This is a genomic window from Microbacterium testaceum (assembly GCF_029761935.1).
In the GTDB taxonomy this organism is placed as follows: Bacteria; Actinomycetota; Actinomycetes; order Actinomycetales; family Microbacteriaceae; genus Microbacterium; species Microbacterium testaceum_A.
In genome coordinates this window covers 541330-565912 of record NZ_CP121699.1, presented here as the reverse complement: position 1 = coordinate 565912, position 24583 = coordinate 541330, and the positions used below count along the sequence as shown (strand labels likewise).

Below are 24583 nucleotides of genomic sequence, written 5' to 3'. Positions count from 1 at the left end.
TGGCCCCGCTGTACGACCGGGGCCGCGAACCTCAAAGCGAGCGCAAGATCAGCGCAAGGACAGCACAAGACTGGGCCGAACGTGTCCCCCAAACGGTGGACACGTCGTAGTGTCGTCTCGTTCCCGCCGCCAGGCACTCCGCAGCCCCCCTTACTGGCGGCGGGAACGACTACCCCGGATCCTCGCCCCGCCCGGCGCACCTCTCGGCCCTTTCTCGGCCCGTGCGCAGGGAGCGGAGCAGCGAGAAGTCCCGTGCCCCGGGATGCGGACCGTGACGCGTCGCGGTCGCCGCGCCGGGTCCGCCACCGGGTCGGGCCCGTGCGTGCCCGCTGGCGTGTCTTCGTACCGAGGGTCGGCGGCCGCATGCGTCCCGGTCGACCGCTCGGGCTGCGGGCGGCCTGCGAGAGGTGGTCCGGAAACGACGAAACCCCCGGCGAACCGGGGGCTTCTTCAGGTGGTGCGCGATACTGGGATCGAACCAGTGACCTCTTCCGTGTCAGGGAAGCGCGCTACCGCTGCGCCAATCGCGCCTATACAGGCTGTTCTTTTATGAGTTGAGGTGGCGACGGGATTCGAACCCGTGTAAACGGCTTTGCAGGCCGGTGCCTAGCCGCTCGGCCACGCCACCGTGATGTGGTTCGACCCACGTGTCGTGATTCTCCGTCGGTTTTCCAGACGGAGATCCCTCCACTCGAGCGGATGACGAGACTCGAACTCGCGACCCCAACCTTGGCAAGGTTGTGCGCTACCAACTGCGCTACATCCGCATTTCGTTCCCGGGGCTTGCCCCGAGCACTCGTAAGACATTACCCGATCTGAGCGCGGGTGCAAAACGGCGCGCGCCCCGCGCGTGTCCGCCCCTCGTGGTTCGAAGCACCTCTCGGCATCCGGTACGATCGATGAGTCCCGTTCGGGATGAGGGCGATTGGCGCAGTTGGTAGCGCGCTTCCTTCACACGGAAGAGGTCGTCGGTTCGAGTCCGGCATCGCCCACAGATTCACCCCCGGTCCTTCCGGGGGTTTTCTGCTTCCTCCCCGGGCTGGCGCCCCGGTCGCAGATCGTCGGCGCACCGCCCGCTCGGCGTGCCGGGCCAACTGGCCGTAGACCCGTCCCGGTCGGGGCGGCCGCTCGTCGGCCCCTGCCTATGCGCGCCCCACGTGGTAACGCCCCGGCACCCGGCCGTCGTGAGGCCGGACGCCGGGGCGTCGTCGACTCGCGGGTCAGTCGTCTTCGATGACCACGCGAAGATCGCGGCGGCGCTGACCGAGCTTCTGTCGGCTGCCGGCCCCCGCTCCGTGCTGTGTACCCGCGCCGGTCATCGGGGGGCGCAGACCGCCGGGGCCGGTGCCCCGCGCGGCCGACATCGAGGTCGCGGCCATGGCCGCTCCCCCGGTGGTCCCGCCGATGAGCGCGCCGGCGCTTCCGCTGTGGACGCCGGCGACGGTCTTCGCGTCGAGCCCGGTCAGCCCACCGAGCGAGCCGCCCGCGCCGCCGGACCCGCCGAGGGAGGCCTGGCCGATGACGGACCCATCGGGCGTAGGGGCGCCGGACAAGGCCCCGGAGCCGCTGAGGTGGAAGTCCCCCGAGGCGTGCTCGCCCGAGACGGCGAAGGGTCGGTAGACGACCCCGTCGGCACGCTGGCCCTTGACGGCGAGGTCGTGGGCAGCGCTGTTTCCGTAGCGGGTGGCGTCCGACGCGTCGACGACGGCCCCCGAGTCGATGCGGATGGTCTGGGCGCTGTTCTGCAGGGCCGCAGCGGTCGTGGTCGACGTGCGATCGAAGACGCCGCGGAGCTGCTGCACGAGCCCGGTGAGGGCCTTGACCGACCCGAGCACGGCACGCAGGGGCCGCACGACCTTGTTCACCATTTCGTTGACCTTCATCACGACGCGCGCGATGGCGTAGCCCATGCCGAGACCGAACGAGGCGGCGACGACCGCCATGGCCTCGATGGCGGTCGCAACGACCTTGGAGATCGCCGACTTGACGACGCCCTGCATCTTCGTCACCAGGGTGGAGGCGGAGGTGAGCCCGCTCGCCGCGGCCTCGGCCCATTCGCCCGACGCGCCGAGGTGCTTCGCCGCGTCGGTGGCGAACCGCACGTAGGCGGTGATGCTGCCGCCGGTCATGCCCTCGAGGTCGCTCAACCGGCGGTTCAGGTCGGCGCCCGCCTGTCGCATCGACGACCCGGCAGAGACCCATTGCGACGCGACGGAGGCGACGTTGGAGGCGCTGCCGGCGAGTTGGTCGAGCCAGGTGCTGAGAGGCTTGAGGTGCTCCATCACCCAGCCGAGACCACACGCGGTCAACGTGCCGATGGGGTCGGTGAGAGCAGCGGCTGCATCACCCAGGGTGTCGAGGAAGGCCATTCCTCCGTCGAGCCAGTTGCCGCTCTTGACGGCTTCGGCGAGGGCCCGACCCGACTCGATGACGCGGCTCCCCGAGAAGGTGGTGCCGGGGGCGACGATAGTGGTCATCAGACCCCCATCGCGGATTCGAGCGATCGGATGGTCGCGATGGCGTCGCTCTCGAACTGCTCCCACTGGTCGGCCGTCTGCCGCAGCTCTCCGGCGGTGCGCATGAGCAGTGATTGGTCCTCGCCGAGCAGGCCGGTGGCGGCTGCCGACAGGGCGAGTCCCGGGGGAACGAGGAAGGCGCACAGGAGTCCGAAGGCTTCGGGGAGCAGGTTGCTGCCGCGGAGGACGGAGAGCGCCGATCCGACGTCTCCCACGAGGGAATCGACGAATGCGGCGTGCTGTCGGAGTCGATCGAAGTCGACGGCGATGTCATCGGCCATGAAGAGTCCTCTCGGGTGAGGCGGGTTCGGTGTCGCGCAACTGCGCGACGAGGGGATCGTCGGCGCCGAGCAGCTCGCTCACCGCGCGGAGAGTACTCTCGCGGGCGTCGGCCTCGGCTTGTCGGATGGTCGAGAGGATCTCGGCGGACAGTCGCTGCGCGCCGCGGGCCAGAGCTGCCTCGCTCAGCCGCAGATCGACGACCCGGCCGCCCGAGTCCACCTGGGCGATGACGTCGCGACCGCGAGAGCGACCGGTGCCGCGCACCGAAGCGACCGTCGCCTCGAAGGCCGGCATCTGCGCGGCGCGCAGCTCGGCACGACGAACGTCGGCTTCGACCTGCGCGAACGACTCTTCGGGATCCAACGGCACGGCAGAAATTTATCGACCCGGGCGCTGAGAACGGACGGTTCCCGTCAAGAAAACCCGGTAGATGAGAGGAATCTCACGTAGCTCTCACGAACAGTTCCTCGTCCGGTTCGGGGAGGGACGCAGAGAATCAGCCGCGTGACCAGCCGTAGCGCGCGGCGAGAGCGGCAGCGACGGCGTCGAACCGCGCGCGGTCCAGGGCCGCCGCCTCCCGGCGCATCCCCGCGTCATGGACCAGATACAGCTGTTCGATGTCGATCCACGACGCACGACGCTGGGGATCCCACTCCCCCGTGCCCAGCGACAGGTACTGCCGGTCGCCGTCGTGCGGCTTGCTGGTGAGTCGCACGGCGTAGGAGCGGGTGGCATCCGCTCGACCGATGACGAGGACCGGTCGATCTTTGCCCCGTCCGTCGCGCTCCTCGTAGGGGACCCACGTCCAGACGATCTCGCCCCCGTCGGGGGCGTTGTCGCGTTTCGGCGCGTACGACAGGGTGAGGCGCCGCGGCGGATCGATCTCGACGGTCTCGCTCCCGCGGCGGCCCGAGGGGCGCGCGGTCGGCGCGACGGGAACGGAACGACGAGCGGGCGGAGCCGTCGGCGTCGACCGGAACATGCCCAGCACGGCGGACAGCAGACGAGAAGCGGTTCCCATACCCACACCCTAGGCACGCGGAACGGGGCGCCGCCGACGAATCGGCGACGCCCCGTTGGGGGTCGGGCGGTTATCAGGCGCGGACGTCGGAGAGGACGTAGCCCTCTTCGCCGTGCACGACGGTGTCGATGCCGGCGATCTCGTCCTCGTTCTTCACGCGGAAGCCGATCGTCTTCTCGATCGCGAAGCCGATGATGAAGGCCAGCACGAACGAGTAGACCAGCACCGCGAGGGCCGCGATCGCCTGGACGATCAGCTGGTTGAACGAGCCGCTGTAGATGAGGCCGCTCGTGTTGGCGAAGATGCCGAGGTAGAGCGTTCCGAGCAGACCACCGACGAGGTGGATGCCGACCACGTCGAGCGAGTCGTCGAAGCCGAGCTTGAACTTCAGCTCGATGGCGAGGGCGCAGATCGCACCGGCGAGCAGGCCCAGCACGATGGCCCAGATGGGCGTCAGCGCGGCGCAGGCCGGGGTGATCGCGACGAGACCCGCGACGGCACCGGAGGCGGCGCCGACCGAGGTGGGCTTGCCGTCCTTGATCTTCTCGACGATCAGCCACGACAGAAGAGCCGCGGCGGGAGCGGCGATCGTGTTGACGAAGGCCAGGGCGGCGGTGTTGTCTGCGGCGAGCTCGGAACCGGCGTTGAAGCCGAACCAGCCGAACCACAGCAGGCCCGCACCGAGGAGGACGAAGGGCGGGTTGTGAGGGACGTGGGCGCCTTTCTGGAACCCGACGCGCTTTCCGAGCACCAGGGCCAGGGCGAGGGCCGCCGCACCGGCGTTGATGTGCACCGCGGTACCACCGGCGAAGTCGATCGCGCCGACGCCGAACACATCCTGCAGACCGTGCGTGATCCAGCCGCCGTAGCTGAAGGTGCCGTCTTCGGCGAGGCCGAAGTTGAACACCCAGCTCGCGACCGGGAAGTAGACGACCGTGGCCCAGATGCCGGCGAAGATCATCCACGCGCCGAACTTGGCGCGGTCGGCGATCGCGCCCGAGACCAGGGCGACGGTGATGATGGCGAAGGTGGCCTGGAAGGCGACGAAGGCGAGCGGCGGGTACGCGGCGCCCTCGGGGGTGGTGAGCACGTTGGCGAGGCCGAAGTCGGTGCCGTCGATGTGCCACGGGGCGTTGGTGACCCCGGCGTCGGTCGCGGGGAACGCGATCGCGTAGCCGTAGAGCACCCACAGGACGCCCATGAGGCCCATCGCGCCGAAGCTCATCATCATCATGCTGATGACGCTCTTGGCCTTGACGAGACCGCCGTAGAAGAACGCGAGTCCTGGCGTCATGAGCAGCACGAGTGCCGCTGCTATCAGGATGAATGCGGTGTTGCCTTGATCCATCTCGGAGGGAACCTCTCTGCAGGGACGCAGGTAAAGCGTCGGGTCCCCTCAGTGTCCACAGCCTCGGTTCCGTCGCCGTTCGCCCCGTGTTTCGGGGGCGTTACAGGCGGGCCGCTCCGGTAAACATCGCGTTTCCTGCGCCCGCGAACCGGCGATGAACTCGCCTCAGGAGTGCGTCAGCGCCACGAGTCGCGAGACCGCGCGCAGGTACTTCTTGCGGTATCCGCCGCCGAGCATCTCTTCGCTGAACACCGTGTTCAGGGGCACGCCCGTCGCCCGGATCGGGATCTGCGCGTCGTAGGCGCGGTCGACGAAGGCGACCAGGCGCAGCGCGGCCGACTGATCGTGGAGGACCTGCACGTCGCGCAGGCCGATCACATCGACCCCGTCGATCAGGCGGATGAAGCGCGACGGGTGGACCCGTGCGAGGTGGCCGACGAGGTCGAGGAAGGAGTCGTCGGATGCCACGGCGCCGGTGGCGGCGGCATCCATCGCCTGTCGATACCCCTCGTCGGACAGGACCTTCGCTTCTCCGTCGATCGCGCGCTGACGGAAGTCGGTGCCGTCGATGCGGATCGTGCGGAAGCTGTCGGCCATCGACTGGATCTCGCGCAAGAAGTCCTGCGCCGCGAAGCGCCCCTCGCCCAACGCGTTCGGCGGGGTGTTCGAGGTCGCGGCGAGCCGGGTTCCGGATGCCACGAGCTCGCCGAGCAGGCGCGTCATGACCATCGTGTCGCCGGGGTCGTCCAGCTCGAACTCGTCGATGCAGAGGAGGTCCGAACCGCGGAACAGCTCGACGGCCTTGGCGTAGCCGAGGACCCCCACGAGGGCCGTGTACTCGATGAACGATCCGAAGTACTTCCGGCGGGCGGGCATCGCGTGATAGATCGCCGCGAGCAGGTGGGTCTTTCCGACGCCGAATCCGCCGTCGAGGTAGACGCCCGGCTTGATGGGGGCCACCTTCTCGGCGCGGCGGAAGAAGCCGCCCTTCTTGGCCGGAGCCGCCTGTCGGCCCGCGAATTCCTGCAGCAGCTCCTTCGCCTCCTGCTGCGAGGGATAGGCGTCGTCGGCGCGGTACGACTCGAAGGTCGCTCCGTCGAACTGGGGCGGCGGAACGAGGGCATTCACCATGTCGGCGCCCGAGACGGCGGGCTCGCGTTCGGTGAGGTGGATGAGGCCGGTCGTGGCGGGAGTGGAGGTCATGGCCGTCCTGTGTCCAAGTCTTACGGGGAGGGTGCGTGCCCCATGCCGCGGATCTAGGGTCGATGGTGCGGTGTCCACCCTATGCCGCGCCATCCACCGCCTTGACCGAGGAGTCCCCGTGACCGTCGAGTTCGACACCACGTCCCCCAAGTTCGCCGACTACGCCGAGCCCGGCCGTCTCGTCACGGGCGAGTGGCTCCAGGAGCGTCTCGGGCAGCCGGGACTCGTGGTCGTGGAGTCCGACGAGGACGTCCTGCTGTACGAGACGGGGCACATCCCCGGGTCCGTGAAGGTCGACTGGCACACCGAGCTCAACGATCCCGTCGTCCGCGACTACGTGGACGGCGCGGGATTCGCCGAGCTGTTGAGCCGCAAGGGCATCTCGCGCGACGACACCGTCGTGATCTACGGCGACAAGAACAACTGGTGGGCGGCGTACGCCCTGTGGGTCTTCTCGCTCTTCGGTCACGAGGACGTGCGCCTGCTCGACGGGGGCCGCGACAAGTGGATCGCCGAGGGCCGCCCGATCACGACGGACAAGACGGTCGTCGAACCCACCGACTACCCGGTCGTCGAGCGCGACGACTCGGTGCTGCGCGCCTATAAGGACGACGTGCTCGCCCACCTCGGCAACCCGCTGATCGACGTCCGCTCCCCCGAGGAGTACTCGGGCGAGCGCACCACCGCCCCCGCCTACCCCGAAGAGGGCGCCCTCCGCGCCGGCCACATCCCGAGCGCGCAGAGCGTGCCGTGGGGCAAGGCCGTGGCGGAGGACGGCGGGTTCAAATCGCGTGAAGAGCTGGATGCCATTTACCGCGACGGCGCCGGCCTGGCCGACGGAGACAAGATCGTGGCGTACTGCCGCATCGGTGAGCGCTCGAGCCACACCTGGTTCGTGCTGAAGCACCTGCTGGGCTTCGACGACGTCCGCAACTACGACGGCTCGTGGACCGAGTGGGGCAGCGCGGTCCGCGTGCCGATCGTCGCGGGTGCCGAGCCCGGCGAGGTCCCCTCGCGCTGATCCCGGTCGACGCGGGCGTGGGAGGATGACGGTGATGTCCGACAACGCCCTCCCCGCCCGCCTCGCCGAGATCCGCGACGAGTTCCTCGAGCTCGACGAGCCCGATCGCCTGCAGCTACTGCTCGAGTTCTCGCAGGAGCTGCCCGAGGTCCCGGCGGAGTACGCCGACCACCCCGAGATGCGTGAGCGCGTCGTCGAGTGCCAGTCGCCGGTGTACATCATCGTCACGGTCGACGACGCCGACCGGGTCGCGATGCACGCCACGGCTCCCGCCGAAGCGCCGACCACGCGCGGATTCGCGAGCATCCTGTCGCAGGGGCTCACGGGGCTGTCCGCCGACGAGGTGCTCGCGGTGCCCGACGACTTCCCGCAGAGCATCGGTCTGACGCGCGCCGTGAGTCCGTTGCGCATCGCGGGCATGACCGGGATGCTCATGCGCGCCAAACGCCAGGTGCGCGCGAACCGCGAGGCCTGAGCCGCGCGCGTCGCCGGGGTCCCGGCATCCCGGATCAGTCCCTCGCGAACCCCCGTTCGCGGACCCAGCCCTGGATCGCGGTGGTCCACCGGGTCTCGTCGTAGTTCCACAGCTTCGTGTGGCGGGCGACCGTGAATGTCTCCATCGTGACGAGGTCGGGGCGCGCCTGCGCCAGCGCGTGCGAGGCGTCCGCGGGGACGAAGCCGTCGTCGTCGCTGTGCAGGATGAGGACAGGATGCCGCAGCTCGGCCGCCCGGGAGACCCCGTCGAGGCGGTCGAGAGGGATGGGTTCGCCGCTGCGTAGTGCGGTAGCTCCCCAGTTCGAGGCGAGCGTGCGTTCCGCGAGCGCGATGACGGGTGCGGGCAGGCGCATCGCGCGCCCCTGGAAGCTCAACACCGTCCGCCAGTCGACCACCGGCGAATCCAGGACGAGGCCGGCGATCACGTCGGCGTGCGGCGACTCGAGCGCGGCCTGCAGCGACAGCGCTCCGCCCATCGACCAGCCCATCAGCAGCACGCGACGAGCCCCCTGACGGCGGGCGTAGCCGATCGCCGCGTCGACGTCGCGCCATTCGGTCGCGCCGAGGGCGTAGGTGCCGGACGGACTGCGCGGGGCGTCGCCGTCGTTGCGGTACGAGACCACGAGGCTCGAGATGCCGAGCGTGTGGAACACGGGCACGGCGCGAAGGGTCTCGGACCGGGTCGTGCCGCGGCCGTGCACCTGGATGACCCAGACGTCGGTGTCGCCGCGGGCGGGAAACTCCCACGCGGGGCATGCGCCCACTCCGGTGTCGATGTCGATCGAGTCGAACGGGAGGAGCAGGTCGCCGGGCTTGTCGAAGTACCACCCGCTGAAGGCCGCCTCGGCGGCGAGGTCTCCGTCCGCGGGCACGTGGGTGAGGAGTTTGCGGGTGACGGTGTCCTCGTCCTCACCCACGATCGAGCCGACCCGCAGGTAGTCGGCCGATCCGACGGTGAAGAGACCGTACCGACCGGGCAGCACCGTGTCGGGGGTGCGCCCGAGCGTGATGGTCTGCGCGGCGGCGTCCAGACGCACGATGCGCGTGTCGGGGCGTCGTCCGGCGGGACGGACGACCGTCCGTGCGACGCGCAGCGAGACCGCCCCGAGAGCGGTCGCGGAGGCCGCGAGGGCGACGCCGAGAGCCGAGAGCGTGACGCGGAGGCCGGGGTTCGTGCGCTGCGATGCGCGAGGACCCGCGGCGCGCCTGGGAGCGTTCATCGAGGCCTCACTCTAGTCTGTGGCCGTGAGTGACCAGCGCCCGGCGGAGGCCGATAGCCCCTTCGCGCGAGCCGTCGAAGAGGTGCGCGACACGGCTTTCCGCGACGATCTGGTCGTCCGGCAGATCCCCTCTCCCTCGGGCTTGGCTCCTTTCTCGCTCGCTCTCGCCGGCGATGTCCGCCCCGAGGAGCACGCGACAGACTCCCCCTTCGGCACGGGACGGTTCATCCTGCTCCACGACCCCGAAGAGCCCGAGCCGTGGGGCGGTGCGTGGCGCATCGTGTGCTTCGCGCAGGCCCCTCTCGAACCCGAGATCGGGGTCGACCCCCTGCTGGCCGAGGTCGCCTGGTCGTGGCTGATCGACGCGCTGGATTCGCGCGGGGCGCAGCGCCACTCGGAGTCGGGCACCGCCACCAAGACCCTTTCCACCGGCTTCGGCGCCCTGGCAGCCCAGGGTGAGGGGTCGCAGATCGAACTTCGCGCGTCGTGGTCGCCGCGCGGTCCCTTCCGCCCGCACCTCGAGGCGTGGGCGGAGCTCGTGTGCATGCTCGCCGGCCTCCCCCCGGGGTCGGAGGGCGTCGCTGTTCTCGGAGCCCGGAGGCCCACACGTGGTTGAGTACATCGTCATCGAGGATGCCGCGGGGTTCCTCGCCGCGTGCGAGACCCTGGCCGCGGGCAGCGGTCCCGTCGCGGTCGACGTCGAGCGCGCCTCGGGGTTCCGGTATTCGCAGCGGGCGTACCTGATCCAGGTGTTCCGGCGCGAGGCGGGGGTCTTCCTCTTCGACCCCTCCACGATCGAGGACTTCTCGCCCTTGCAACGCGCCATCGGCGATCTCGAATGGGTCTTCCACGCCGCGAGCCAGGATCTGCCGTCGCTGCGCGAGCGGGGGCTCGAGCCGCCGCGCATCTTCGACACCGAGCTGGGTTCGCGCCTGCTCGGGCACGAGCGGGTCGGTCTCGGGGCTGTCGTCGAGCAGACGCTGGGCATCACCCTGGCCAAGGCCCACTCGGCCGCGGACTGGTCGACGCGCCCCTTGCCGGCATCCTGGCTCGAATACGCGGCCCTCGACGTCGAGCACCTGATCGACGTGCGCGACGTGCTGGATGCCGAGCTCACCGAGCAGGGCAAGACCGAGATCGCGCGGCAGGAGTTCCAGGCCGTGCTCGATCGCGAGCCGAAGCCTCCTCGTGACGACCCGTGGCGGCGCCTGAGCGGCCTGCACAGCGTGCGCGGTCGCCGGTCGCTGGCCGTCGCCCGTTCGCTGTGGCAGGCGCGCGAGGACTACGCCCGCGAGCAGGATGTCGCCCCCGGGCGTCTCGTGCCCGACCGCGCGCTCGTGGCCGCCGTCCTTGCCGATCCCGCGAGCAAACAGGCTCTCGCGGGCGTCAAGGAGTTCAACGGCCGGGCAAGCCGCACGCAGCTCGATCGCTGGTGGAACGCGATCGTCGCCGGACGCGAGGCGACGGACCTGCCGGCGGACCGCGTCCCGAGCGACACGCTTCCTCCGCCGCGGGCGTGGGCCGATCGCAATCCCGAGGCCGATCGCCGGCTGAAGAAGGCGCGTCCGGCCGTCGAGGCGCGGGCGGAAGAACTCCGGATGCCGACCGAGAACCTGCTCACGCCCGAGACGCTGCGTCGTCTGGCCTGGGCGCCGCCTGCCGAGACGACCGCCGAGGCCATCGGGGAGGCTCTCGCGCAGCTGGGGGCGCGGCCGTGGCAGATTGACCAGACCTCACAGGTGATCGCCGATAGCTTTGTAGCTTCCCTCAACGCCGACGACGACGTGTCCGGATTGGATTCGTAGGTTCGGACAACCGATTCTGCGACGGATTCGCCTCTTCCTAGGCTGGGGTCATCCCAAACTATGGAGGCAGAGTGGCCGAGATGACGGACGTCTTCTTCGTCGACGGAATGCGCACCCCCTTCGGGCGCGCCGGCGAAAAAGGCATGTACTGGAACACCCGCGCCGACGACCTCGTGGTCAAGGCGATCATCGGGTTGATGGAACGCAACGGCGACGTGCCCAAGGACCGGATCGACGACGTGGCGATCGCCGCGACCTCGCAGACCGGTGACCAGGGACTGACCCTCGGGCGCACCGCGGCGATCCTCGCGGGTCTGCCGATGACGGTGCCGGGCCTGGCGATCGAGCGCATGTGCGCGGGCGCCATGACGAGCGTCACGACGATGGGCGCCTCGATCGGCGTCGGCATGTACGACCTCGCCCTCGCCGGCGGCGTCGAGCACATGGGACGCCACCCCATCGGCGGAAACGTCGACCCTAACCCGCGCTTCGTGGCCGAGAAGCTCGTCGACCCGGGCGCCCTCAACATGGGCGTCACCGCCGAACGCATCCACGACCGCTTCCCGCACCTGACGAAGGAGCGCGCCGACCGCTTCGGCGCCGCCAGCCAGCACAAGGTGCAGGCCGCCTACGAAGCGGGCAAGATCCAGCCCGACCTCGTCCCGGTCGCCGTGAAGGACGCCGAGGGCGCCTGGGGCCTCGCGACGGCGGACGAGGGTCGACGCCCGGAGACCACCGTCGAGGGCCTGGCGACGCTGAAGACCCCCTTCCGCCCGCACGGCCGGGTCACGGCCGGGACGTCCTCGCCCCTCACGGACGGTGCGACCATCAGCCTGCTCGCCGGAGCCGGCGCCGTGAAGGAGTTCGGCCTCGCGCCCAAGATGCGCATGGTCTCGTTCGCGTTCGCCGGCGTCGAGCCCGAGATCATGGGCATCGGCCCGATCCCCTCGACCGAGAAGGCCCTCAAGAAGGCCGGGCTCACGATCGACGACATCGGCCTGTTCGAGCTCAACGAGGCCTTCGCCATCCAGGTGATCTCGCTGCTCGACCACTTCGGCATCGCCGACGACGACCCGCGCGTGAACCCCTGGGGCGGCGCCATCGCCCTGGGCCACCCGCTCGCGGCATCCGGAGTGCGTCTCATGATCCAGCTGGCAGCGCAGTTCGCCGAGCGACCCGACGTTCGCTACGGCCTCACCGCCATGTGCGTCGGCCTGGGCCAGGGCGGCTCGGTCATCTGGGAGAACCCGTTCTTCGACGGAAAGAAGAAGCGCAAGTGACCGACTACACCTCGATCGACTTCACGCCCCTCGACGCCCTCACCGGCGACGAGGTGGTGACCCACTCCCCCGTCCGCGACGTGCGTCTGCCCTCGGGCAACGTGCTTTCGCTGATCACCCTCGACAACGGTCGCGACCACACCCGGCCCAACACGCTGGGACCTGCGACCCTCGCCGAGCTTGGGCAGACGCTCGAGACGCTCAAGGAGCGCGCCGACGCCGGCGAGATCCACGCCGTCGCGATCACCGGCAAGCAGTACATCCTCGCGGCGGGCGCCGACCTGTCCGACGTGGCGAAGCTGCCCTCGAAAGAGGTCGCGCGCCTCATCGCACAGCGCGGACACCAGGTGATCGGGTCGCTGTCGGAGCTCGGCGTCCCCTCGTTCGCGTTCGTCAACGGCCTCGCCCTCGGCGGCGGTCTCGAGATCGCGCTCAATTCGACATATCGCACGGTCGACTCCTCGGCCGCGGCGATCGCCCTGCCCGAGGTGTTCCTCGGGATCATCCCCGGCTGGGGAGGTGCGTACCTGCTGCCGAACCTCATCGGCATCGAGAACGCGCTCGAGGTCGTCATCTCGAACCCGCTCAAGCAGAACCGCATGCTCAAGCCGCAGCAGGCCTTCGACCTCGGGATCATGGATGCCATCTTCCCGGCGGCCAGCTACCTCGAGGACTCGCTGCGGTGGGCCGATGGCGTGCTCACCGGTCGGGTGCGCGTCGAGCGCAAGAACGAGCCAGGCAAGCTCGAGCGCCTCACCAAGTGGCCCATCGCGATCAAGATGGCCCGCGGCATGCTCGAGTCGAAGATCGGCACCGTGCCCCGCTCCCCCTACGTCGCGCTCGACCTGCTCGACAAGGCGAAGAGCGGCACCAAGGCCGAGGGCTTCGCGCGCGAAGACGAGGCGCTGGCCGAGCTCATCACGGGCGACCAGTTCGCGGCATCCATGTACGCCTTCGACCTCGTGCAGAAGCGCGCCAAGCGTCCGGTCGGGGCCCCCGACAAGGCTCTCGCGAAGAAGGTCACCAAGGTCGGCGTCATCGGCGCGGGTCTCATGGCCTCGCAATTCGCGCTGCTGTTCGTCCGCAAGCTGCGGGTGCCCGTGATCATCACCGACCTCGATCAGGGTCGGGTCGACAAGGGCGTGGCATCCATTCGAGAAGAGATCGGCAAGCTCGAGGCAAAGGGGCGCCTCGACGGCGACACGGCCAACCAGCTGCGCGCGCTCGTGCACGGCACCACCGACCGGTCGGAGTTCGCCGACTGCGACTTCGTCATCGAGGCCGTGTTCGAAGAGGTGGGCGTCAAGCAGGAGGTCTTCTCGGCCATCGAAAAGATCGTCGCCGCCGATGCGATCCTCGCCACGAACACCTCATCGCTCTCGGTCGCCGAGATCGGCTCGGTGCTGCAGAACCCGGAGCGCCTGGTGGGCTTCCACTTCTTCAACCCCGTCGCGGTCATGCCGCTCATCGAGGTCGTGAAGACGGACGCCACATCCGAGGCCGCTCTATCGACCGCCTTCGTGGTCGCCAAGGGGCTGGGCAAGAACGCGGTCCTCACCGCTGACGCGCCGGGCTTCGTCGTGAACCGCCTGCTGGCGAAGGTCATGGGCGAAGCAGCGCGAGCCGTGTACGAGGGCACACCCATCACCGTCGTCGAGAAGGCTTTCGCGCCCCTCGGGCTGCCGATGGGGCCGTTCCAGCTGATCGACCTGGTCGGCTGGAAGGTCGCCGCCCACGTGCAGGACACGATGGCGCACGCGTTCCCCGACCGGTTCTTCTCGTCGGAGAACTTCCACGAGCTCGCGGCCCTGCCGGAGGTCGTCGAGAAGGACAAGGGCGGCCGGGTGACCGGGTGGACCAAGGCCGCGCAGAAGGTGCTCGTGACGGGCAAGACGCCCGTCGTGCCCGAGACGATCCTCGCGCGCGTGCAGGACGGCCTCGCGCAGGAGATCAAGATCATGCTCGACGAGGGCGTGGTCCCCGAGGTGCAGGACATCGACCTGTGCCTCATCCTCGGCGCCGGCTGGCCCTTCATCGACGGTGGGGCGTCGCCCTACCTCGACCGCGAGGGGGCGTCGGAGCGCGCCTTCGGCGACACGTTCCACCACCCGCCCATCCGCGGCATCGGGGCCTGACCCCGGGTACGACAGCGGCGCCGTCCCCGAGGGGGCGGCGCCGTCGTCGTGTGTGAGGGCTTTACGGCCGGGACTTCTCCCACTCCTCGATCGTCGGGATCGAGCCGGTCGGAGTCTGACGGGCCATGGGGATGCGGGTACCGAGGACCTGCGCCACGACGTCATGGGCGATCTTGGACGCCGTGAGTCCGGCATCCTCGAGGATCTGCTCGCGCGTGGCGTGATCGATGAACTCGTCCGGGATGCCGAGCTCGTCGACCGCCGTGTCGACGCCGGCCTCGCGCAGAACCTGGCGCACGCGCGTGCCGACCCCGCCGACGCGGATGCCGTCCTCGATCGTGATCACGAGACGGTGCTCGCGGGCCAGGTCGACGATCGACGGCTGCACCGGAATGGCCCAGCGCGGATCGATCACGGTGGCGCCGATGCCCTGCGCCTTCAGTCGCTCCGCGACCTCCAGCGCAAGATGGACCATCGGCCCGATGCCGACGAGGAGCACGTCTTCGCTCGAGCCGCGACTCAGCACGTCGACGCCGTCGTGCAGACGCTCGATCGCCTCGACGTCGTCGTTGACCTTGCCCTTGGGGTAGCGCACGACGGTCGGCGCGTCTTCGACGGCGGTGGCCTCGCGGAACACCTCGCGCAAGCGCGCGGCGTCGCGGGGAGCGGCGATGCGGATGCCGGGGACCAGCTGCAGCATCGCGAGGTCCCAGATGCCGTGGTGGCTCGGGCCGTCGGGACCGGTGACGCCGGCCCGGTCGAGCACGAAGGTCACCCCGGCCTTGTGCAGGGCGACGTCCATCATGACCTGATCGAACGCGCGGTTCATGAACGTCGCGTAGATGGCGACGACCGGGTGCAGGCCTCCGAAGGCCAGACCGGCGGCGGATGCCACCGCGTGCTGCTCCGCGATCCCGACGTCGTACACGCGCTCGGGGAAGCGCTCCGCGAACTTCTGCAGACCCGTGGGACGCAGCATCGCGGCGGTCATCGCGATGACGTCGTCGCGTTCGGCACCGACCGCGACCAGTTCGTCGGCGAACACGTCGGTCCACTGCGGACCGCCGCCCGAGCCGAGCGCCTCGCCGGTGATCGGGTCGATCTTGCCCACGGCGTGGAACTGATCGGCTTCGTCGCTCATCGCGGGCGCGTACCCGCTGCCCTTGTCGGTGATGGCGTGCACGATGACGGGCGCGCCGTACGACTTGGCCAGCTCGAGCGTCTCGATGAGCGACTCGAAGTCGTGGCCGTCGATGGGACCGAGGTATTTGATGTCGAGGTTGCTGTACAGCGCCTCGTTGTTCGTGAAGCGCGACAGGAAGCCGTGCGTTCCGCCGCGGACGCCGCGGTACACCGCGCGCGCGGCGGGCCCGAGACGGCGGAAGAGCGTGTCGGAGCCGCGGTGCAGGGTGCGGTACGCCTCGTTCGTGCGCACGCGGTTGAGGTAGCGCGCCATGCCGCCGATCGTGGGGGCGTAGGAGCGACCGTTGTCGTTGACCACGATGACGAGGTTGCGGTCGTTGTCGTCGCTGATGTTGTTCAGCGCCTCCCACGTCATCCCGCCAGTGAGTGCGCCGTCGCCGACGACGGCGACGACGTGGCGGTCGCGGCGACCGGTGCGGCTGAAGGCCCGCGAGACGCCGTCGGCCCAGCTGAGCGAACTGGAGGCGTGCGACGACTCGACGACGTCGTGCTCGCTCTCGGAGCGCTGGGGGTAGCCGGCGAGACCCCCGCGCGAGCGGAGCTTCTCGAAGTCCTGCCGACCGGTCAGGATCTTGTGCACATAGGACTGGTGCCCGGTGTCGAAGATGATGGGGTCGGCGGGTGAATCGAAGACCTTGTGGAGAGCGATCGTGAGCTCGACCACGCCGAGGTTCGGTCCGAGGTGGCCGCCGGTGCGGGCCACGTTCTCGACGAGGAACGACCGCACCTCCGCGGCCAGCTGACGCAGCTCGTCGGGGGTCAGGGCGTCGAGGTCACGGGGTCCGTGGATGCCGGGTAGGAGAGCCATGTGACTCCTCTCGTGCGATGCGCGCGGGGGCCGCGCGTACGGGTCGATTCTAGTCTCCGAGGGTGCGAGGGGCCCGGCAACGGGTTGCGCGCCGGGGCCGTGTACTCTCTGCGAACGCGATGTGCCCCGGGAGCGCGAGGCTCCCGGGGCACATCGATGAAGCGGGTCAGACCAGCGAACGCAGCACGTACTGCAGGATGCCGCCGTTGCGGTAGTAGTCGGCCTCACCGGGGGTGTCGATGCGGACCACGGCGTCGAACGTGACGGCCTGCTTGCCCTCGGGCGAGAACTCGCTCGGCTCGGCGGTGACCTTCACGGTCTTCGGCGTCACGCCCTCGTTGAGCTGCTCCAGGCCCTCGATCGAGACGATCTCGGTGCCGTCGAGGCCCAGCGACTTCCAGCTCTCGCCGGCGGGGAACTGCAGCGGAACGACGCCCATGCCGATCAGGTTCGAGCGGTGGATGCGCTCGAAGCTCTCGGTGATGACGGCCTTGACGCCCAGCAGGTTGGTGCCCTTCGCCGCCCAGTCGCGCGACGAGCCGGAGCCGTACTCCTTGCCGCCGAAGATGACGAGCGGGGTGCCCTGCGCCTGATAGTTCTGGCTCGCGTCGAAGATGTACGACTGCGGGCCGCCCTCCTGGGTGAAGTCGCGGGTGTAGCCGCCCTCGACGACCGTGCCGTCGTTGACCGCTGCCGTGAGCTCGTTCTTAAGGCGGATGTTGGCGAACGTGCCGCGAATCATGACCTCGTGGTTGCCGCGACGCGAGCCGTAGGAGTTGAAGTCCTTCTGCGCGACGCCGTGCTCCATCAGGTACTGCGCGGCGGGGGTACCCGCCTTGATGTTTCCGGCCGGGCTGATGTGGTCGGTCGTGACCGAGTCACCCAGCGTCGCCATGACGCGTGCGCCGGTGATGTCGCGCACGGCATCGGGCTGCATGGTCATGCCGTCGAAGTACGGGGCCTTGCGGACGTACGTCGAGTCGGCATCCCACTCGAAGATCGGGCCGGTCGGGGTGGGCAGGTTCTTCCAGCGCTCGTCGCCCTCGAAGACGGTGGCGTACTGCTGGATGAACTGCTCGCGCGAGATCGAGGCGTCGATGATCGTCTGCACCTGGTCGGGGGCCGGCCAGATGTCCTTCAGGAAGACGTCGTCGCCGTTCTGGTCCTTGCCCAGGGCGTCGGTCTCGAAGTCGAAGTTCATCGAGCCGGCGAGGGCGTAGGCGACGACCAGCGGCGGCGAGGCGAGGTAGTTCATCTTCACGTCGGGGCTGATGCGCCCCTCGAAGTTGCGGTTACCCGAGAGGACGGCCGTGACGGCGAGGTCGTTCTCGTTGATGGCCTCGGAGACCTCTTCGATGAGGGGTCCCGAGTTGCCGATGCAGATGGTGCAGCCGTAGCCGACGGTGTAGAAGTCGAGACCCTCGAGCGCCTTGTCGAGGCCGGACTTCTCGTAGTAGTCGGTGACGACCTTCGAGCCGGGTCCGAGCGTCGTCTTGACCCACGGCTTGCGCTTGAGGCCCTTGTCGACGGCGTTCTTGGCGAGCAGGCCCGCCGCGATCATGACCGAGGGGTTCGAGGTGTTCGTGCACGAGGTGATGGCCGCGAGCGTGACCGCGCCGTTGTCGAGCAGGTACGACTGGCCGTCGGGGGTGGTGACCTTGACGGGGTTCGACGCGTTGGCGGGGTGCCCCGAAGAGATCAGCACCTCGCTCTCGGTGACGTCCTCGTGCTCTTCGCCGGGAACCGAGCCCGGGTCGGATGCGGGGAAGGTCCCGTCGACCTCGAGGTCGACGATCGAGTCGGAGACCGACGCGCCCGCGTAGTTGAGGATGTCCTTCTCGAACTGGTTCTTGGCCTCGGACAGCAGGATGCGGTCCTGGGGGCGCTTCGGACCGGCGATCGAGGGGACGACCGTCGACAGGTCGAGCTCCATGTACTCGCTGAAGACGAGCTCGCGGTCGGCGTCGTGCCAGAGCTTCTGCTCCTTGGCGTACGCCTCGACCAGGGCGACGGTCTGCTCGTCGCGGCCGGTCAGGCGCAGGTAGTCGAGCGTCACGTCGTCGATGGGGAACATCGCGGCGGTCGAGCCGAACTCGGGGCTCATGTTGCCGATGGTGGCGCGGTTGGCCAGCGGCACCGAGGCCACGCCCTCGCCGTAGAACTCGACGAACTTGCCGACGACGCCGTGCTTGCGCAGCATGTCGGTGATGGTGAGGACGACGTCGGTCGCGGTCACGCCGGCGGGGATCTCGCCCGAGAGCTTGAAGCCGACGACGCGCGGGATCAGCATCGACACGGGCTGGCCGAGCATCGCGGCCTCGGCCTCGATGCCGCCGACGCCCCAGCCGAGCACGCCCAGGCCGTTGACCATCGTGGTGTGCGAGTCGGTACCGACGCAGGTGTCGGGGTAGGCGCGGAGCACGCCGTCGACCGAGCGGTCGTAGATGACCTTGGCGAGGTGCTCGATGTTGACCTGGTGCACGATTCCCGTTCCCGGGGGGACGACCTTGAAGTCGTCGAACGCCGTCTGGCCCCAGCGGAGGAACTGGTACCGCTCGCCGTTGCGCTCGTACTCGATCTCGACGTTGCGCTCGAGGGCGTTCTCGCTGCCGAACAGGTCGGCGATGACCGAATGGTCGATGACCATCTCGGCGGGCGAGAGCGGGTTGATCTTGCTGGGGTCGCCGCCCAGGGCGGTCACGGCCTCGCGCATGGTGGCGAGGTCGACAATGCAGGGCACACCGGTGAAGTCCTGCATGACCACGCGAGCGGGCGTGAACTGGATCTCGGTGTCGGGGTCGGCCGTGGGGACCCACGAGCCGAGGGCCTCGATCTGCTCCTTGGTGACGTTGGCCCCGTCCTCGGTGCGCAGAAGGTTCTCGAGCAGCACCTTGAGGCTGAACGGGAGCTTCTCGTGACCGGCGACCGTGTCGATGCGGAAGATCTCGTAGTCGGTGCTGCCGACCGTCAGGGTGCTCTTGGCACCGAAGCTGTCAACCGTGGACACGATCGTCTCCTTCGTCGGCGAATGCGCAGGCGTCAGCCCGCATTTGTCCATCTTCCCCGCGCGGAGAGGTCGATTCCAGGAAGGTCGACCTAACCGCTCGGAGCGACGGATTTATCTTGATGTCAAGATATTATCAGGACTCTCGGCGAGGGTGGAGAGCCCGCACCACGAGCCACGTCACCGCCAGCATCGGGGCGAACAGCGGCAGGCCCATGACGATCTTGAGCGTGCCGAGCGCGGTGACGTCGCCCGCGAAGTACAGCGGCAGCTGCACGGCGAGTCGCGCGGCGAACAGGGCGGCCCAGGCGATCGAGAGCCACGTGTAGGCGCGGCGCTTGCGCTTGTCGGCGCGCCAGCGCGTGCCCTCACCGAGCAGATACCCGGCGGCCAGACCGATCAGCGGCCAGCCGATGAGGGCCGAGACGAGGAACGCCGTTCCGTACGCGCCGTTGGTGAAGAAACCCAGCACGAAGTTGTCCTGCCCGCGGCCGGTCACCAGCGACAGGACGGCGGCGCCCGCGGTCGCCAGGAGTCCGCCGATCGCGGCGCTCGGGGGCGACTTGGCGATCAGACGCGCGAGGGTGAAGACGACGGCGAGCCCCACGGACACCCCGAGGCTCACCCACAGGTTGCCCTGGCGCGTCTCGGGGTCGATCGTGACGGTGAAGAGCACCACGAACGCGAGCGAGGGCAGGACGGATTCCAGGATGCCGCGCACCCCGCCCATCGCCGACCATACGGCTGCGCCGGTCGAGGTGTGCTTCGAGGGGTCGAGCCCCGCGCGGCGTGCCGCGTTGCCGAGAGCCGCGCTGACGCTGTCCGCCGCGGACGGGGGGTCGAGGGGGACGCGGTCGTCTTCTCGCGCCGGGCGTGCGGAGTCGTCGCTCATGCGGTTCCGGGGCTCGACGGCATCCGGAGGGGGATGAGGTCGCGCGGCGGCATCGGTGACGATCCGCGGACAACGACGATCGAGCGGAAGAGGTCCTCGACGGCGGCGGCTGCCTCGACGTCGCTGGTGGCGGCTCCCCCGACGACCCCGCGCAGGAACCAGCGGGGCCCGTCGACGCCCACGAAACGCGCGAGGCGCTTGGCGGCGCCGTCCGCGCCGGCCATGACGGGCACCTCGGCGAGCAGCTCGGGACCGAGCGGGCCCTCGCGCTCTTCGACGCGGCCGCCCTGCTGCTTGACCTGCTGGCGGATCTGCTCCCGTGTCTCTTCCCACAGGCCGCTCGAGCGCGGCGCGGCGAAGGGCTGCACCTGCAGGGTGGAGTCGGCGTAGTCGAGGCCCACGGCCACGATGCGCTTGGTCTGCTCCTCGACCTCGAGACGGAGGTTCAGCCCCTCGCGCGGGAGGATCTTGATGCCACCCAGGTCGATGTAGGGGCGGACGGGGTTCGCCTCGGCCTCGTCGAACGGACCGGCGGTCTCGCGATCGGTGGGCGCGCTCTTCAGCGCCTGCACCGCTTCGGTTCCGGGCTGGTCGGCGGTGTCAGGGGTGGTCTGCGACTCGTCGTCGGTCATCGGGTGCTCCCTTGCAGAGTCTGGTATCCGCTCGATCCGAAGCCGCCTTGACCGCGCACGCTGTCGGGCAGTTCGTCGACGGGGACGAAGCGCACGGCCGGGACGGGCATCACGATGAGCTGGGCGATGCGGTCTCCGACCGCGATGTCATAGGCCTCGTCGAGGTCGGTGTTCAACAGGGCGACCTTGATCTCTCCGCGGTATCCGGCGTCGATCGTGCCGGGCGCATTCACGATGGTGATGCCGTGTTTGGCGGCCAAGCCGCTTCGCGGCACGACGAACGCGGCGTATCCCTCGGGGAGAGCGATGCGCACGCCCGTCGAGACGAGAGCGCGTCGCCCGGGCTCCAGGCGTACCGCCTCGGCGGCGGTCAGGTCGGCTCCGGCGTCGCCGGGGTGGGCGAAGACCGGAGGCTCGGATGCGACAATGAGGACGTCCACCGTTTCGGTCACCCCACGAGGGTAATGCAGAAGAGGGGGTGCGGCATCCGCACCGCAGCCGAGTATCGAGAGCGTCTGAGCCCGTCGCTGTGGGCGCTGGTCGCCGCAGCCGTGTGCGGTCCCATGGCGGCCGTCGTCTTCTCCCCGCTCGACACGACCCTGGCCCTGTTCATCGGGCTGCTCGTGTCGGTGGCGATCGTGACGGGCCTTCTCGCGCTCGCACCGGTCATCGAGATCCGTGACGGGGAGTTCCGAGCGGGACGGGCGCACATTCCGGTCGATCTTCTGGGCGTTCCCACCGGCGTCATCGCCGAAGAAGCGCGTACGGCCCGTGGGAGTGGTCTCGACCACCGGGCGTGGCATGTCATCCGGGGCGGGATCGACGGGATCGTCACGGTTCCCGTGATCGATCCCGATGATCCGACTCCGTCGTGGGTGGTGTCCACCCGCACGCCGGACCGCCTGGTGGCGGCGATCCAGCGCGCTCAGGTCAGGCTGCGCACTCCAGGCAGATGAAGCCGGGGCCGCTCTCTTCGGCGATCTGCGAACGGTGCTTCACGAGGAAGCAGTTCATGCAGGTGAACTCGTCTTCCTGAGGGGGAAGCACGACGACATCGAGCTCGATGTCGGAAAGGTCGGCGCCGGGCAGTTCGAAGCCCGAGGGGTTATCGGCATCCTCGTTGTCGATCGACCCCGACGCCTTGTCGGGCACGCGCTCCTTGAGGGCCTCGATCGACTCGCTGTCGTCCTCGGTCTTGCGCGGTGCGTCGTAATCGGTTGCCATGCGTGCAGGTCTCTACTTCCGGTTTTCGTGGTGCTGTGCCCCATCGGGTGCCCGATCGGGCGGCCATAGTTTGCATGACCCGTCCTCGATAAGCAAATGCTCCGAGACGGGCGTGCGTGTCAGGCCTGACGGGAAACTCGCGGCGCGCCCGCGATATTCCCGGATGCGGACCGTGTGCGTGACAGCATGAACGCTGACCGCAGATCGGAGGGGTGTTTCGTATGGAACAGCTCAAAGTCATCGGAACCGAAGATGACGTCCTCGTCGTGGCGACGCAGGCGGGCGAACGCTTCGCCCTCGCGCTCGATGAGGTGCTGCGCGCTGAGGCGCGCCGTGCGCGTCGGGACCGCGAGGACGACGACCGTGCCCCGCGCCCGAGCCCCCGCGAGATCCAGGCGCACATCCGCGCCGGCCTGTCGGCGCGCGAAGTCGCGACGTTGCTGAACGCCCGCCTCGAAGACGTCGAGCGTTTCGAGGGCCCCGTGCTCGCGGAGCGCGAGCACGTCGTCGCCCAGGCGCTGGCCGTCCCGGTCCTGCTGGGTGGCACTCTCGAGCACGACTCCCCCATCACCTTCGGTGCGGCCGTTCGCGCGAAGCTCGCCGAGGCCGGCGCAACCGCCGAGCGGTGGACGAGTTGGAAGGAGTCGTCGGGCTGGTCCGTCAAGCTCGAGTTCACCGCCAACGGCATTGACCACGACGCGCGCTGGAGCTTCGACCCGCGCCGCAGCATCCTCTCGCCGCAGAACGCCGACGCGATCCAGCTGTCGCGGCAGGGATCGCTCCCCGAGGGGCTGATCCCCCGTCTGCGCGCTCTCGACAACGTCTCGAAGGACGACTCGCGGTTCGACAGCGGAGCCTTCGGGCCCCGCCGTATCGACATCGACGACGAGCCGGGCGTCGAGGCGACCGGACCCGTCGCCCCCGCCGTGCAGGCTGCGGCGATCAAGCGAGCGCCCGATGCCCCCGTCACCTCGGCCGAGACCGCCGATCTGCTCGAGGCACTGCGTCGTCGACGCGGACAGCGCGAACCACTGCCCGGCGCGACCGAGATCGAGCCCGAGCCGCGCCCCTCGTCGGGCGCCCCCGTGGCCCTGTTCGACGCCGTCGAGCCGGGGTACGCCGACGATGTCGACGAGTCCGCGGGCGAACCCGAGCGTCCTTCGTCCGACAACGGCCGTCGGACGAAGGGACGTCCGTCGATGCCCTCGTGGGACGAGATCGTCTTCGGGGCCCGCTCCGACGAGAGCTGACGCGGGTCCTCCCCCGGCTCACGGCGCCGCGGACGCCCCTTCGGAGTGAGGGGGCCGGATGCCGGCATTCGGTGTGCTCCGACAGGCTCAGGCGAACGCGCCGAGACGCAGCAGCGGAACGGTGCGTTCCTCGTCGGTGAGAGAACCGTGCTGGCCGACCATCCGCTGCGGACGCTTGTCCGCCTCGCGGTCGTCGTAGTACGCGAAGCGCCCCCGCGCGGCGACGAGGACGTCTCCGATCCGCGGACGCACGTCGTCGTCGACGGCGCCGAAGAGGCCCGCCGCGATCGCCTCGTCGCGCGTCATCACCCAGGCCCGTGCGGCCTCGGTCTCGCGCCACAGGGAGGCCACGGCATCCGCTCGTCCCTCGTCCGTGTAGAGGTGGAGCATGCGGGGCTCGCCACCGAGGAGGGCGACGCCCTCGAGGAGCGGATCGCCCTCGCGCAGCAGCACGTGCTTGTGGGCGGGGACGTCGACCATGCCGTGGTCCGCGGTGACCAGGACGCCCGTGCGCGCGTCGATCCCGTCGGCGAGGCGTCGAGCCGCGGCATCCACCCGCTCGAGGGTGTCGGTCCAGCGGTCGGATTCCCACCCGTCGCGGTGACCGGCCGTGTCGAGCTCGGGGGCGTACAGGTAGGTGATCGATCCCGGATGCCGTGCCGCCAGGTCGGCCGCGAGACGCACGCGCTCATCGAGGTCGTCGGAGGGGAAGAACTCGGCCCCGCGCAGTGTCGCCTGGGTGAAACCGGTGCCCGTGTACGAGGGACGCGACACCACGAAGCTCGGTCGTCCCGCGGCGGCGCGGCGGGCGAACAGCGGCTCGGAGCGCTGCCAGGTGTGCGGGTCGAGGCCGTCCGTCTCCCACCCGTGCAGCTGGTTCGGGGCCTTGTCGGTCCCCGGGATGCGTGCGCGATAGCCGACGATGCCGTGCGCGCCCGGATCGGTACCGGTCAGAAGACTCGACAGGGCCGCGGCGGTGGTCGAGGGGAAGACGGTGCGGGCGACATCGCGCCGACCGCCGACCGAGCCGAGGAACCGCGCGTGCCCGCGACGGGCGGCGAGGTTGTGCGAGCCGAGGCCGTCCACGAGCATGACGATCGCGCTGCGCGCGGGCGCGAACCACTCGGATCCGCCGGTCAGAGCGGCGATCGACTGCTCCACCACACCGGTGAGGCTCCGGGAGCGCGGCGGGTCCGCCGGTAGGCTGAGTGACATCGGGCCCAGTCTCCCACAGGAGCCCCGAT

At 69.6% G+C, this 24583-nt stretch carries 22 protein-coding genes and 4 tRNA genes; 9 read left to right on the top strand and 17 right to left on the bottom strand.

Features of this window, described 5'->3' with window-relative positions:
• Positions 1-455: 455 nt before the first annotated feature.
• From QBE02_RS02740 to QBE02_RS02730, 3 genes are all read right to left on the bottom strand, one after another.
• A tRNA-Val gene (locus tag QBE02_RS02740) sits at positions 456-530 on the bottom strand.
• Between the two features lie 27 nt (positions 531-557).
• Positions 558-628, bottom strand: a tRNA-Cys gene (locus QBE02_RS02735).
• A gap of 66 nt (positions 629-694) precedes the next feature.
• Positions 695-767, bottom strand: a tRNA-Gly gene (locus QBE02_RS02730).
• 152 nt (positions 768-919) lie between these two features.
• Between QBE02_RS02730 and QBE02_RS02725 the strand changes: the two genes are divergently transcribed.
• Positions 920-992: transfer RNA gene (locus QBE02_RS02725), tRNA-Val, on the top strand.
• A gap of 228 nt (positions 993-1220) precedes the next feature.
• On the opposite strand, the gene QBE02_RS02720 is transcribed toward QBE02_RS02725, so the two are convergent.
• From QBE02_RS02720 to zapE, 6 genes are all read right to left on the bottom strand, one after another.
• The gene (locus QBE02_RS02720) at positions 1221-2477 is read right to left on the bottom strand and encodes a hypothetical protein (RefSeq protein WP_279367034.1); all 1257 of its coding nucleotides are present in this window, start codon (positions 2475-2477) and stop codon (positions 1221-1223) included.
• On the bottom strand, positions 2477-2797 hold the full coding sequence (locus tag QBE02_RS02715; protein ID WP_279367033.1) for a type VII secretion target: 321 nt from the start codon (positions 2795-2797) through the stop codon (positions 2477-2479). Before QBE02_RS02715 ends, QBE02_RS02720 begins: the two co-directional genes overlap by 1 nt.
• Positions 2787-3167 (bottom strand): YbaB/EbfC family nucleoid-associated protein, encoded by a 381-nt coding sequence (locus tag QBE02_RS02710; RefSeq protein WP_279367032.1) that lies wholly within the window; start codon positions 3165-3167, stop codon positions 2787-2789. The genes QBE02_RS02715 and QBE02_RS02710 overlap by 11 nt, the downstream gene beginning before the upstream one ends.
• 127 nt (positions 3168-3294) lie before the next feature.
• Positions 3295-3819 carry a type II toxin-antitoxin system PemK/MazF family toxin gene (locus QBE02_RS02705; RefSeq protein WP_279367031.1) on the bottom strand — a complete coding sequence of 175 codons (525 nt, stop codon included), beginning with the start codon at positions 3817-3819 and terminating at the stop codon, positions 3295-3297.
• 73 nt (positions 3820-3892) lie between these two features.
• Positions 3893-5167, bottom strand: coding sequence for an ammonium transporter (locus tag QBE02_RS02700; protein WP_056231608.1), 1275 nt, complete (start codon positions 5165-5167; stop codon positions 3893-3895).
• Between the two features lie 165 nt (positions 5168-5332).
• Positions 5333-6370 carry a cell division protein ZapE gene (gene zapE, locus QBE02_RS02695; protein ID WP_279367030.1) on the bottom strand — a complete coding sequence of 346 codons (1038 nt, stop codon included), beginning with the start codon at positions 6368-6370 and terminating at the stop codon, positions 5333-5335.
• 118 nt (positions 6371-6488) lie between these two features.
• Between zapE and QBE02_RS02690 the strand changes: the two genes are divergently transcribed.
• Together QBE02_RS02690 and QBE02_RS02685 are read left to right on the top strand one after the other, a co-directional pair.
• Positions 6489-7391 (top strand): sulfurtransferase, encoded by a 903-nt coding sequence (locus tag QBE02_RS02690; RefSeq protein WP_279367029.1) that lies wholly within the window; start codon positions 6489-6491, stop codon positions 7389-7391.
• Positions 7392-7425: 34 nt separating this feature from the next.
• A complete protein-coding gene (locus tag QBE02_RS02685; protein WP_279367028.1) occupies positions 7426-7866 on the top strand; it encodes a SufE family protein in 441 nt (146 codons plus the stop codon).
• 34 nt (positions 7867-7900) lie between these two features.
• On the opposite strand, the gene QBE02_RS02680 is transcribed toward QBE02_RS02685, so the two are convergent.
• Complete coding sequence (locus tag QBE02_RS02680) at positions 7901-9106, bottom strand: alpha/beta hydrolase family protein (RefSeq protein ID WP_279367027.1); 1206 nt, start codon at positions 9104-9106, stop codon at positions 7901-7903.
• Between the two features lie 25 nt (positions 9107-9131).
• On the opposite strand from QBE02_RS02680, the gene QBE02_RS02675 reads away from it, so the two are divergent.
• From QBE02_RS02675 to QBE02_RS02660, 4 genes are all read left to right on the top strand, one after another.
• Complete coding sequence (locus QBE02_RS02675) at positions 9132-9722, top strand: DUF3000 domain-containing protein (protein WP_056232378.1); 591 nt, start codon at positions 9132-9134, stop codon at positions 9720-9722.
• Positions 9715-10911, top strand: coding sequence for a ribonuclease D (locus QBE02_RS02670; protein ID WP_279367026.1), 1197 nt, complete (start codon positions 9715-9717; stop codon positions 10909-10911). Before QBE02_RS02675 ends, QBE02_RS02670 begins: the two co-directional genes overlap by 8 nt.
• A gap of 71 nt (positions 10912-10982) precedes the next feature.
• Entirely contained in the window at positions 10983-12191 is a 1209-nt protein-coding gene (locus tag QBE02_RS02665) for a thiolase family protein (RefSeq protein ID WP_279367025.1), read from the top strand.
• Positions 12188-14326, top strand: a complete 2139-nt coding sequence (locus tag QBE02_RS02660) for a 3-hydroxyacyl-CoA dehydrogenase NAD-binding domain-containing protein (RefSeq protein ID WP_279367024.1) — start codon at positions 12188-12190, stop codon at positions 14324-14326. Before QBE02_RS02665 ends, QBE02_RS02660 begins: the two co-directional genes overlap by 4 nt.
• Before the next feature lie 61 nt (positions 14327-14387).
• Here the strand turns inward: QBE02_RS02660 and dxs are convergent, their stop codons facing one another.
• From dxs to dut, 5 genes are all read right to left on the bottom strand, one after another.
• Entirely contained in the window at positions 14388-16337 is a 1950-nt protein-coding gene (gene dxs / locus QBE02_RS02655; RefSeq protein ID WP_279367023.1) for a 1-deoxy-D-xylulose-5-phosphate synthase, read from the bottom strand.
• 166 nt (positions 16338-16503) lie between these two features.
• Entirely contained in the window at positions 16504-19344 is a 2841-nt protein-coding gene (acnA, locus tag QBE02_RS02650) for an aconitate hydratase AcnA (protein ID WP_279367022.1), read from the bottom strand.
• A 133-nt stretch (positions 19345-19477) separates the two neighbouring features.
• Entirely contained in the window at positions 19478-20233 is a 756-nt protein-coding gene (locus QBE02_RS02645; RefSeq protein WP_056231557.1) for a DUF3159 domain-containing protein, read from the bottom strand.
• Positions 20230-20865 (bottom strand): DUF3710 domain-containing protein, encoded by a 636-nt coding sequence (locus QBE02_RS02640; RefSeq protein WP_279367021.1) that lies wholly within the window; start codon positions 20863-20865, stop codon positions 20230-20232. The genes QBE02_RS02645 and QBE02_RS02640 overlap by 4 nt, the downstream gene beginning before the upstream one ends.
• Positions 20862-21317: a dUTP diphosphatase gene (dut, locus tag QBE02_RS02635; RefSeq protein ID WP_056231552.1), complete on the bottom strand. Its 456-nt coding sequence runs from the start codon at positions 21315-21317 to the stop codon at positions 20862-20864. The genes QBE02_RS02640 and dut overlap by 4 nt, the downstream gene beginning before the upstream one ends.
• A 12-nt stretch (positions 21318-21329) precedes the next feature.
• On the opposite strand from dut, the gene QBE02_RS02630 reads away from it, so the two are divergent.
• Complete coding sequence (locus tag QBE02_RS02630) at positions 21330-21821, top strand: DUF3093 domain-containing protein (RefSeq protein ID WP_056231549.1); 492 nt, start codon at positions 21330-21332, stop codon at positions 21819-21821.
• On the opposite strand, the gene QBE02_RS02625 is transcribed toward QBE02_RS02630, so the two are convergent.
• Complete coding sequence (locus QBE02_RS02625; protein WP_056231545.1) at positions 21796-22089, bottom strand: DUF4193 domain-containing protein; 294 nt, start codon at positions 22087-22089, stop codon at positions 21796-21798. The two genes, QBE02_RS02630 and QBE02_RS02625, sit on opposite strands and share 26 nt — an antisense overlap.
• 221 nt (positions 22090-22310) lie before the next feature.
• On the opposite strand from QBE02_RS02625, the gene sepH reads away from it, so the two are divergent.
• Positions 22311-23339, top strand: coding sequence for a septation protein SepH (sepH, locus tag QBE02_RS02620; RefSeq protein ID WP_279367020.1), 1029 nt, complete (start codon positions 22311-22313; stop codon positions 23337-23339).
• A gap of 87 nt (positions 23340-23426) precedes the next feature.
• Here sepH and QBE02_RS02615 read toward each other — a convergent pair whose 3' ends face one another.
• Positions 23427-24554 (bottom strand): alkaline phosphatase family protein, encoded by a 1128-nt coding sequence (locus QBE02_RS02615; RefSeq protein ID WP_279367019.1) that lies wholly within the window; start codon positions 24552-24554, stop codon positions 23427-23429.
• Between the last annotated feature and the right edge of the window lie 29 nt (positions 24555-24583).

Coding starts and splice junctions, on each gene's coding strand:
- zapE (WP_279367030.1), bottom strand. CDS start 6,370: ATGACCTCCACTCCCGCCACGACCGGCCTCATCCACCTCACCGAACGC.
- QBE02_RS02680 (WP_279367027.1), bottom strand. CDS start 9,106: ATGAACGCTCCCAGGCGCGCCGCGGGTCCTCGCGCATCGCAGCGCACG.
- sepH (WP_279367020.1), top strand. CDS start 22,311: ATGGAACAGCTCAAAGTCATCGGAACCGAAGATGACGTCCTCGTCGTG.
- QBE02_RS02715 (WP_279367033.1), bottom strand. CDS start 2,797: ATGGCCGATGACATCGCCGTCGACTTCGATCGACTCCGACAGCACGCC.
- QBE02_RS02640 (WP_279367021.1), bottom strand. CDS start 20,865: ATGACCGACGACGAGTCGCAGACCACCCCTGACACCGCCGACCAGCCC.
- QBE02_RS02630 (WP_056231549.1), top strand. CDS start 21,330: ATGCAGAAGAGGGGGTGCGGCATCCGCACCGCAGCCGAGTATCGAGAG.
- QBE02_RS02685 (WP_279367028.1), top strand. CDS start 7,426: ATGTCCGACAACGCCCTCCCCGCCCGCCTCGCCGAGATCCGCGACGAG.
- QBE02_RS02720 (WP_279367034.1), bottom strand. CDS start 2,477: ATGACCACTATCGTCGCCCCCGGCACCACCTTCTCGGGGAGCCGCGTC.
- dxs (WP_279367023.1), bottom strand. CDS start 16,337: ATGGCTCTCCTACCCGGCATCCACGGACCCCGTGACCTCGACGCCCTG.
- QBE02_RS02700 (WP_056231608.1), bottom strand. CDS start 5,167: ATGGATCAAGGCAACACCGCATTCATCCTGATAGCAGCGGCACTCGTG.
- QBE02_RS02625 (WP_056231545.1), bottom strand. CDS start 22,089: ATGGCAACCGATTACGACGCACCGCGCAAGACCGAGGACGACAGCGAG.
- QBE02_RS02705 (WP_279367031.1), bottom strand. CDS start 3,819: ATGGGAACCGCTTCTCGTCTGCTGTCCGCCGTGCTGGGCATGTTCCGG.
- QBE02_RS02615 (WP_279367019.1), bottom strand. CDS start 24,554: ATGTCACTCAGCCTACCGGCGGACCCGCCGCGCTCCCGGAGCCTCACC.
- QBE02_RS02645 (WP_056231557.1), bottom strand. CDS start 20,233: ATGAGCGACGACTCCGCACGCCCGGCGCGAGAAGACGACCGCGTCCCC.